The organism is Lentzea indica (genome assembly GCF_012184385.1).
GTDB classification, from domain to species: domain Bacteria; phylum Actinomycetota; class Actinomycetes; order Mycobacteriales; family Pseudonocardiaceae; genus Lentzea; species Lentzea indica.
This window is the reverse complement of record NZ_VSRL01000344.1, coordinates 1-7,909: the sequence shown is the minus strand read 5'-3', so window position 1 is coordinate 7,909 and position 7,909 is coordinate 1. Positions and strand designations below refer to the sequence as shown.

Below are 7,909 nucleotides of genomic sequence, written 5' to 3'. Positions count from 1 at the left end.
CGCTCTCGGCGAGCCCGAGCCCGCGCGCCGTCTGCTGGACAACGCCGTACGGCTGCTGCCGTCGGTCGCCTCCCGCGAAACATCGCACACCGACCAGGAACACCGCCTCGGCGGACGGATCGGACTCGTCGGCGAGGCGATCGGCGCGCACTGCGCGCTCGGTGATCCGGGCGGAGCACTCGAGGTCGCCGAGCACAGCCGCGGCATCCTGCTCGGCGCGCAGCTGGACAGCCGGACGGACCTGACCGACCTCGCCACCACGCACCCCGACCTAGCCGGACGGTTCCGCGTGGTGCGAGACCAGCTCAACGCGCTGGACCTCGGCACGGACGTCGTCGAGCGCCGCGCCCGGCTCTGGGCCGAGTACGACGCCCTGCTGGACGACATCCGGAGCCGCCCAGGCCTGGACCACTTCCTCCTTCCGCCCTCCTGGAAGGAGCTGCGGCCGGCAGCAGGCGAAGTCGTGGTGCTCGTCAACGCCGGATGGGGACGCGGTGAAGCCATCGTCATCGCGGACTCCGAGCCCGTCCACATACCCCTGCCGCGATTGGCCGCGGCCGACGTCACGTCATGGGCGACAGAGATGTCCGACGCCATCAACGATCCGAGCGCGCTCGTGGGTGAACTGCGCCGCCAACGAGTCGTGTCGGACCTGCTCGTATGGCTGTGGGACGCGGCCGTCGGACCGGTGCTGGACGTCGTCGCTCCCCTCGGCCAGCCCCCGCGGCGCGTCTGGTGGATGCCGACCGGACGGCTCGGGCTCCTTCCGCTGCACGCCGCGGCCCCGAGGGGAGGACCGGGAGCGCTGGACCGCGTGATCTCCTCCTACACGCCCACACTGCGCGCGCTCGCCGGCTCACGCGGACGAGCACCGGCCTCGGCGCGTCGTCAGCTCACCGTGGCGCTGCAGCACACCCCAGGTCTGCCGGACCTTCCCGCCACGGCCGCCGAGGCGACCAGCCCGCAGTCCAGCCACCCCCGGCACGGTGATCAGCGACGACCAGGCCACGGTGAACAGGGTGCTGGCCGCGCTACCGGAGGCGAGCTGGGCGCATTTCGCCTGCCACGCGGGCACCGACCCCCGCACACCGTCCGAAGGGTGCCTTCACCTGCACGACGGCCCGCTGCCGATCGCGCGGATCAGCCGCCTCGAACTGCACGCCGCGGAACTGGCGTATCTCTCCGCGTGCGCGACCGGCCAGGTCGGCTGGCGCCACGCCAACGAGTCCATCCACCTGGCGTCGGCGTTCCAGCTCGCGGGGTTCCGGCACGTGATCGCGAGCCTCTGGCCGCTGGACGACAGGACCGCGGCCACCGCCGCCGAACGCTTCTACGCGCTCATGCCGGCCACGTCCACGGCCGCGCACGCTCCGTACGCGCTGCACGCCGTCACATGCGAACTCCGCGCCGCGCTCCCCGATCGACCACACCTGTGGGCACCGCTCGTCCACAGCGGTCCGTGAAGGCCGCTCAAACCTGGCGGATCGGCACGACCTCCACGAGCCGTTCGACGTCCTTGAAGTCCTTGACGTTCATCGTCAGCACGGGCATGCCGGCGACCGCCGCCGTGGCCGCGATCTGCAGGTCCATCCGCCGCGGCCGGGGACTGCGACCCGCGCGCCGCACCAGCGAGGCCATCTGCCCGTAGACCTTCGCCTCCTCGACGCCGAAAGACAGCACCTCGAACGTCTGCAACGCCGCGTAGTACCGCTCCGTGCGGGCGAAGCGCTCGACCGGGTCCTCCGTGTCGAGCCCGAACGCCAGCTCCGCGATCGTGACCGCGCTGAGGAACGGCTGCGCGCCGAGGTAGTCGCCGAGGTTCGCCCGCTCGAGCCTGATCAGCACACAGGTGTCGAGCAGGCAGCGCTTCACCTCTGCCACGGGTCTTCCAGCGGGTCGTCCGCACCGAAGACCTCGTCTGCCGCCAACCGGTCGGCCTCCCAGCGGTCCGCGTCGACCGAGGGCAGGGTTCCGAACAGCACCTGGACATCACCGAGCGGCGGACGGGACACGACTTCCTCCCGATACGGCGAGAGCTGGGCGACCGGCTTGTTGTTGCGGGTGACGACGAAGCTCTCACCCGCCTCGACACGCCGCATGATCTCCGCGTTGTCGTTGCGGAGCTCACGCTGGCCGATGGCTTTGAGCTGCTGCATGCCACCACCGTAGCTCAAATCGCCAGGAAGTGCTACAGAGTAGCTACAGCCCCTCCCGGCTACCCGGTGACGTGATCAGGATCGGCACGTCCGGCTGGCGTTATCCGGAATGGCGCGACGGCTTCTACCGCGAAATCCCGCAGCGGCGCTGGCTCAGCCACCTGGCCGCGCACGTCACCACGATCGAGATCAACGGCTCGTTCTACCGGCTCCAGCCACCGGCGAACTACCGGAAGTGGGCCGCGGAGACGCCGCCGGGCTTCACCTTCGCCGTCAAAGGCCCGAAGCTGATCACACACGTCAAACGCTTGCGCGACATCGCGGATCCGCTCAAGACCTTCCTCGGCTCGCTCGCACTCGGCCCGAAGCAAGGCCCGATCATCTGGCAGCTTCCTCCCACCCTGCGGTTCGAACCCGCCGTGCTGAAGGACTTCCTCTCGACACTCCCGCCGGGCAGGCATGCGCTCGAACCCCGCCATGAGTCGTTCCGCGCCGACGCCTACTTCGACCTGCTGCACACGCACAACGTCGCCCACGTCGTGTCGGACGCGCCGACCTTTCCGTGCATCGAGGCGGCCACCGCCGACTTCGCCTACATCCGCCTGCACGGCCACGACGAGCTGTACATCAGTTCCTACGACGACGAGCAGCTCGACGAGTGGGCGCAGAAGATCCGCGACTGGAACCGCGACACCTACGTCTACTTCGACAACACCATGAAAGGTGCCGCGCCGTACAACGCCCAGGGGCTGGCGCGGCGCCTCGGCGTGCCGCTAGCTTCACATACGTGAAGTTCTCTCGCGTCTCGGCCACCCTGCTCCTGGCCGCGAGTCTCGTTGCTCCCGCGCAGGCGGATCCGGCGTCCTGGACCGGTCCCCTGAGCACGCGCGGACGGTGGATCGTCGACGCCCACGGCGACCGCTTCAAGCTGAAGTCCGGCAACTGGCACGGTGCGAGCGGCACCTGGAACGGTTCCGGCGACATCAACGACGCTGCCAACCACCACGCAGGCGAGAAGGCCGACCAGGTCCCGCTGGGCCTCGACCGCGCGCCGATGCAGCAGATCATCGACGGCTTCAAGGAGATCGGCGTCAACAGCGTCCGGTTGCCGTTCTCCAACCAGATGATCAAGGATGCGAACCCCGTCACCGGGGTGAAGGACGCGCAGCTCAACGGGAAGAAGCCGCTCGAGGTCTACGACGCGGTCGTCGCGGAGCTGACGCGCAACAACCTCGCCGTCATCCTCAACAACCACACCACGACGTCCCGATGGTGCTGCGGTGTGGACGGCAACGAGCGGTGGAACACCAGCCAGAGCACCGACCAGTGGATCAACGACTGGGCGTTCATGGCGGACCGCTACAAGGCGAACAAACGCGTTGTCGGTGCCGACCTCTACAACGAGGTGCGGCGCAACATCTGGGACGACCCGAACTGGGGCTGGGGCAACGACCACGACTGGCACAAGGCGTCCCAGCAGGCCGCTGACCGCATCCAGCAGACCGCGCCGGACCTGCTGGTCATCGTCGAGGGCATCAACTGGACGGGCATCCCGGTCGACGGCTTCGCGCACGGCCGGCCGACGCTGGAGCCGGTGAAGCACCTCAGCCACACGCTCGCCAACCCGGACAAGCTCGTCTACTCCGCCCACTTCTACGGTTACACCGGCCCGAACCACAGCGGCGCCACCGGAACCGGCGAGACGAGCGACCCGCGCTACCAGGACCTGTCACCCCAGGAACACATCGACGTCCTGCAGCGCCAGGCCTTCTACATCACCGAGGCGCAGAAACACTTCACCGCACCGCTGTGGATCAGCGAGTTCGGCGTCGGCGGGCGCGAGGAGAGCAACCCCAAGGCACGCGACTGGTTCGAGCGTTTCGTGAACCACCTGGTCGCTACCGACACCGACTTCGCGTACTGGCCACTGGTCGGCTTCCACAGCAACCGGCGCGGCAACGGCTGGGCGCTCCTGCACTGGGACGCCAACGGAAACCGCATGGGCGTCAACGACGGCGACGACTGGCGTGCCGGCGCGTGGAACCGCCTTGTCACCGCACCCAGCCGCACCGGGCAGATCCCGCGCGAGACCCGGTGGAACATGCTCCTCAAGGAATCGTGTCCGCAGAACGAAAAGCTCGTCGGCATCAGCCACACGGGCAACCGCGGTCTGTGCGTCAGCGGTCCACAGTGGAGCAACACCACACGCGTCACCAACGAACAGCACGTGACCAATGACTGGGCCAGCGGCTACACGAAACTCCAGTGCCCGCCCGGCAATGCGGCCGTCGGCTACGCGAACTTCACGCTCGTCTGCGCGCCCGTCGCCACGGGGACGACCAGTCGCGTCATCTGGTTCGACCGCGGTGACAACAGGCCGGACCAGGGCGGCGACTGGGCGCACCAGCACTACAAGGGCCAGTGCGCGCAGGACGAGCACATCGCCGGCGTCGCCTACAACTGGCGCAGGACCCCGGACGCACTGCTCTGCCGGAAGTAGAGTCCGAAGTGGTCCATGAAGGTGGCCGCGGGATCCTCGACGTCGGTTGAGGTCTTGCGGCCGCCTTCCGTGACGATGACCTTCTTGTCCGTCACGGTGATCCGCCCGTCGGGCAACGCCAGCGTCGCCACCGGCCCCTTGCGGAAGTGCGACTCCGGCGCGGTCTGCTGCCACCAGCAGGTCGGCACGAACTCCGCCAGCTCACGCGGCTTCCGCTCCAGCCGGTAGGCGGGCGAGCCGTCGTGGAACACGTCCACGTCGTCGCCGTGGTCCGCCAGCCGGAACACACCGAACGGGTCCTTCTGGTCGTCCCGCGACGTCCACGACAGCGGGTGCAGCGAGAACGATCCGAAGCCGACGTCCACCAGCCACGCACCGTCCACGAGCAACGCCAGGTGGTCGAACGGCGGCCCGAGCCGCTGCTCCTCGCCGAAAACCCGTGCCGCCAGCAACTCGACCTCGTGACCCAAGTGCCGCAACAGCTCCGCGAACAACCCGTTGAGCTCGTAGCAGAACCCGCCCCGCCGCCGCACCACGATCTTGTCGTACAGCCACGGGATCTCCAGCACGATCCGGGTGTCCATGTGGGTGTCGAGGTTCTCGAACGGGACGCTCAGCAGGTGCCGTTCGTGCAGCTGGGCCAACGACGAAGTGCGGGAAGCGCCGATGCGCTGTAGGTAGGCGTCCACCGTGCAACGATAGCCGTGTGGGTGAGGTCAGGATCGGGACTTCGGGGTGGGTGTACCCGCCCTGGCGCGGGGTGTTCTACCCCAAGGGCGTCACGCAGAAGCGCGAGCTGGCCTACCTGAGCGAGCAGCTCGGATCGGTGGAGATCAACGGCTCCTTCTACTCGCTGCAACGGCCGTCGAGCTACCAGAAGTGGGCCGCGGAGACACCGGACGACTTCGTGTTCGCCGTCAAAGGCAGCCGGTTCATCACGCACATGAAGCGCCTCAAGGACGGCCACGAGCTCCTCGCGAACTACTTCGCGTCCGGCGTGCTCGCCCTGGGCCCGAAGCTCGGCCCGATCCTCTGGCAGCTCCCGCCCACACTTCAGTTCGACGCGGACCTGCTCACCAGCTTCTTCGAAGGTCTCCCCCGCACCACCACCAAGGCCGCCGAGATCGCCAAACGCCACGACCACCGCGTGGATCCGGCACACACCACCACGGACGCTGAACGCCCGATGCGGTACGCCCTCGAAGTCCGCCATGACAGCTACAAGGCGCCCGAGTTCGTCGACCTGCTCAAACGCCACGACATCGCGCTCGTGGTCGCGGACGCCGCCGGCAAGTACCCGTTGATCGAAGAGGTCACGAGCGACTTCGTCTACGTCCGGCTGCACGGCCACGACGAGCTCTACGCCAGCGGCTACACCGACGAGGGCCTCGACATGTGGGCCGAGAAGGTTCGCGGCTGGGCGAAGCACGGTGACGTGTTCGTCTACTTCGACAACGACGCGAAGGCCTACGCCCCACGTGACGCGATGGCGCTCCAAGATCGTCTGGCTGATTGATCCAAACGGACGCACACTCGTTGCCACGGAGGTGCGCCCATGTCGTCGACGAACAGCCTCATCGCCGCCTTGGCGATCACTGCGGGCGCGGTTGCCTCCAGTGGGATCGCCGTTGCACAGAGTGACAAGTCCTGCGACAAGGGCGAGTTCTGCGTGTGGTCCGGGCCGGACTACACGGGCGACGTGCAGCGCCTCGACCTGGAGACCGCGAACCCCGGCGAGTGCATCCCGCTGAACCTCGTCGGCAAGTCGTTCGTCAACCGCCTGAGCAGGGACGCGAGCGTCTACCAACGCGAGAACTGCTCCACCGAGGCGGAGTTCACCACCTACCCCAGGCACGGCACCTACGTGCCGGACGCGTACTTCGTCATCAGGGCGCTCGAAGTGTGGGGTCCATAACGAGCGCGGACTACTTTAGTCACCCTATGTAACACCACCCGATCGTGTGAGTACTCACCAGTAGGTCTCATTTGGTGCCTAGGTTGCCGCCCTATCGAGTGGTGGCAGCTGGAGGAAATGTGACCGTGGCGGGTGAAGCCGGGTTACTCGAACTGATGGCCGGGCGACTGGCCAAAGACGATCTCACCCCACGTGCGGCGGAACTGGTGCTCGCGGCGTGCCGAGGCGAAGCCGCGCTGGACCGCGCGCTCGACGGTGCACCCGTGCCGGAGGAGGCGCCGAAAGAGCGGACAGACGTCCCCGGTCAGGGGATTTTCGTGTCGGAGATCCGGGTGCGCGGCTTCCGGGGCATCGGCCCCCAGGCACGCCTGCCGCTGGCACCGGGTCCGGGACTGACCGTCGTCACCGGACGCAACGGCTCTGGCAAGTCGAGCTTCGCCGAGGCCGCGGAACTGGCGCTGACCGGCTACAACGCCCGCTGGACCCGCTCGCGGCACGACGTGTGGCGCCAAGGCTGGCGCAACCTGCACCAGAACGACACCGCCGTCGAACTGGACCTCGTCCAGGCCGGGCTGGCGGACCGGACGACGATCCAGAGGCGCTGGGCGGCAGAGGACGACCTGACGCAGGGCGAGTGGACACAGGACGACGAGCCGTTCGACGGCCGCAAGTGGCACGACGCGTTGGAGACGTACCGGCCGTTTCTGCCCTACAGCGAGCTGGGGACCGTCCTCGACGCACAGCCGGAGGACCTCTACGAGGCGTTGCACCGCCTCCTCGGACTGGAGGCGATCACCGAGGCGCAGCAGTTGCTCGCGGAGCACCGCAAACGCCTCGCCGAGATCGTCGCCCGTCCGTACGACCGACGTGAACGCGTGCGCGCGGAGCTGGCGGCGTCCCCCGACGAACGCGCCCGTCGCGCCGCCGAGCTGCTGGGCAGCGACTCCCCCGACCTCGACGCGATCGCCGACCTCGCGCTCGGCGCGGACGTCGGCAACGGAACGAACCTGCTGCACCAGATCGTGGATCTGACACTACCGCCCGACGACGAGATCGACCGGTGCCGCGAGACCCTCGACCTAGCGCTCGGCGCGGTGACCGTCGTGGCAACGGACAACGCGCAGGACTCCTTGCGGTGCAGCGAGATTCTGAGACTCGCGATCCAGCTGCAGGAGTCCGGCGGCAACCAGACGTGTCCGGTGTGCGACCTGGGCAGGCTCGACGGACTGTGGCTGGGCAAGGCCAAGGAACGCGCCGAGCACCTCGCCAAGGCCGCCGCGGAGCTGCACGACGCCGCCGACCGGCTGACCTGGCGGTGGCGGCCGCGCGGGCGTCGTG

At 68.3% G+C, this 7,909-nt stretch carries 11 protein-coding genes and 1 pseudogene; 7 read left to right on the top strand and 5 right to left on the bottom strand.

The features are described from left to right. Together FXN61_RS45010 and FXN61_RS45005 are read right to left on the bottom strand one after the other, a co-directional pair. Positions 1-265: hypothetical protein (locus tag FXN61_RS45010; RefSeq protein WP_167979942.1), on the bottom strand; the 265-nt coding region annotated here is incomplete at its 3' end. A 6-nt stretch (positions 266-271) separates the two neighbouring features. Then, positions 272-532 carry a hypothetical protein gene (locus FXN61_RS45005; RefSeq protein ID WP_167979941.1) on the bottom strand — a complete coding sequence of 87 codons (261 nt, stop codon included), beginning with the start codon at positions 530-532 and terminating at the stop codon, positions 272-274. Positions 533-583: 51 nt separating this feature from the next. Between FXN61_RS45005 and FXN61_RS56785 the strand changes: the two are divergent. Further along, a pseudogene (locus FXN61_RS56785) lies at positions 584-898 on the top strand (hypothetical protein); the annotation flags it as partial. 88 nt (positions 899-986) lie between these two features. After that, positions 987-1,463, top strand: a complete 477-nt coding sequence (locus FXN61_RS54940; RefSeq protein ID WP_167979940.1) for a CHAT domain-containing protein — start codon at positions 987-989, stop codon at positions 1,461-1,463. Between the two features lie 7 nt (positions 1,464-1,470). On the opposite strand, the gene FXN61_RS44990 is transcribed toward FXN61_RS54940, so the two are convergent. Next, positions 1,471-1,881 (bottom strand): type II toxin-antitoxin system VapC family toxin, encoded by a 411-nt coding sequence (locus tag FXN61_RS44990; RefSeq protein ID WP_167979939.1) that lies wholly within the window; start codon positions 1,879-1,881, stop codon positions 1,471-1,473. Further along, positions 1,869-2,156, bottom strand: coding sequence for a type II toxin-antitoxin system Phd/YefM family antitoxin (locus tag FXN61_RS44985; RefSeq protein WP_167979938.1), 288 nt, complete (start codon positions 2,154-2,156; stop codon positions 1,869-1,871). The genes FXN61_RS44990 and FXN61_RS44985 overlap by 13 nt, the downstream gene beginning before the upstream one ends. Before the next feature lie 71 nt (positions 2,157-2,227). On the opposite strand from FXN61_RS44985, the gene FXN61_RS44980 reads away from it, so the two are divergent. Beyond that, the gene (locus FXN61_RS44980; protein ID WP_167979937.1) at positions 2,228-2,947 is read left to right on the top strand and encodes a DUF72 domain-containing protein; all 720 of its coding nucleotides are present in this window, start codon (positions 2,228-2,230) and stop codon (positions 2,945-2,947) included. Continuing rightward, complete coding sequence (locus FXN61_RS44975) at positions 2,944-4,656, top strand: glycoside hydrolase family 5 protein (RefSeq protein ID WP_167979936.1); 1,713 nt, start codon at positions 2,944-2,946, stop codon at positions 4,654-4,656. Before FXN61_RS44980 ends, FXN61_RS44975 begins: the two co-directional genes overlap by 4 nt. Here FXN61_RS44975 and FXN61_RS44970 read toward each other — a convergent pair. Next, positions 4,611-5,345, bottom strand: coding sequence for an arylamine N-acetyltransferase family protein (locus FXN61_RS44970; protein ID WP_167979935.1), 735 nt, complete (start codon positions 5,343-5,345; stop codon positions 4,611-4,613). The two genes, FXN61_RS44975 and FXN61_RS44970, sit on opposite strands and share 46 nt — an antisense overlap. A gap of 17 nt (positions 5,346-5,362) precedes the next feature. Here FXN61_RS44970 and FXN61_RS44965 point away from each other — a divergent pair, with 17 nt between their 5' ends. The 3 genes from FXN61_RS44965 to FXN61_RS44955 form a co-directional block, all read left to right on the top strand. After that, a complete protein-coding gene (locus FXN61_RS44965) occupies positions 5,363-6,172 on the top strand; it encodes a DUF72 domain-containing protein (RefSeq protein WP_167979934.1) in 810 nt (269 codons plus the stop codon). A gap of 39 nt (positions 6,173-6,211) precedes the next feature. Next, the gene (locus tag FXN61_RS44960; RefSeq protein WP_167979933.1) at positions 6,212-6,571 is read left to right on the top strand and encodes a peptidase inhibitor family I36 protein; all 360 of its coding nucleotides are present in this window, start codon (positions 6,212-6,214) and stop codon (positions 6,569-6,571) included. 119 nt (positions 6,572-6,690) lie between these two features. Continuing rightward, a partial coding sequence (locus FXN61_RS44955; protein WP_167979932.1) for an AAA family ATPase occupies positions 6,691-7,909 on the top strand: 1,219 nt, incomplete at its 3' end.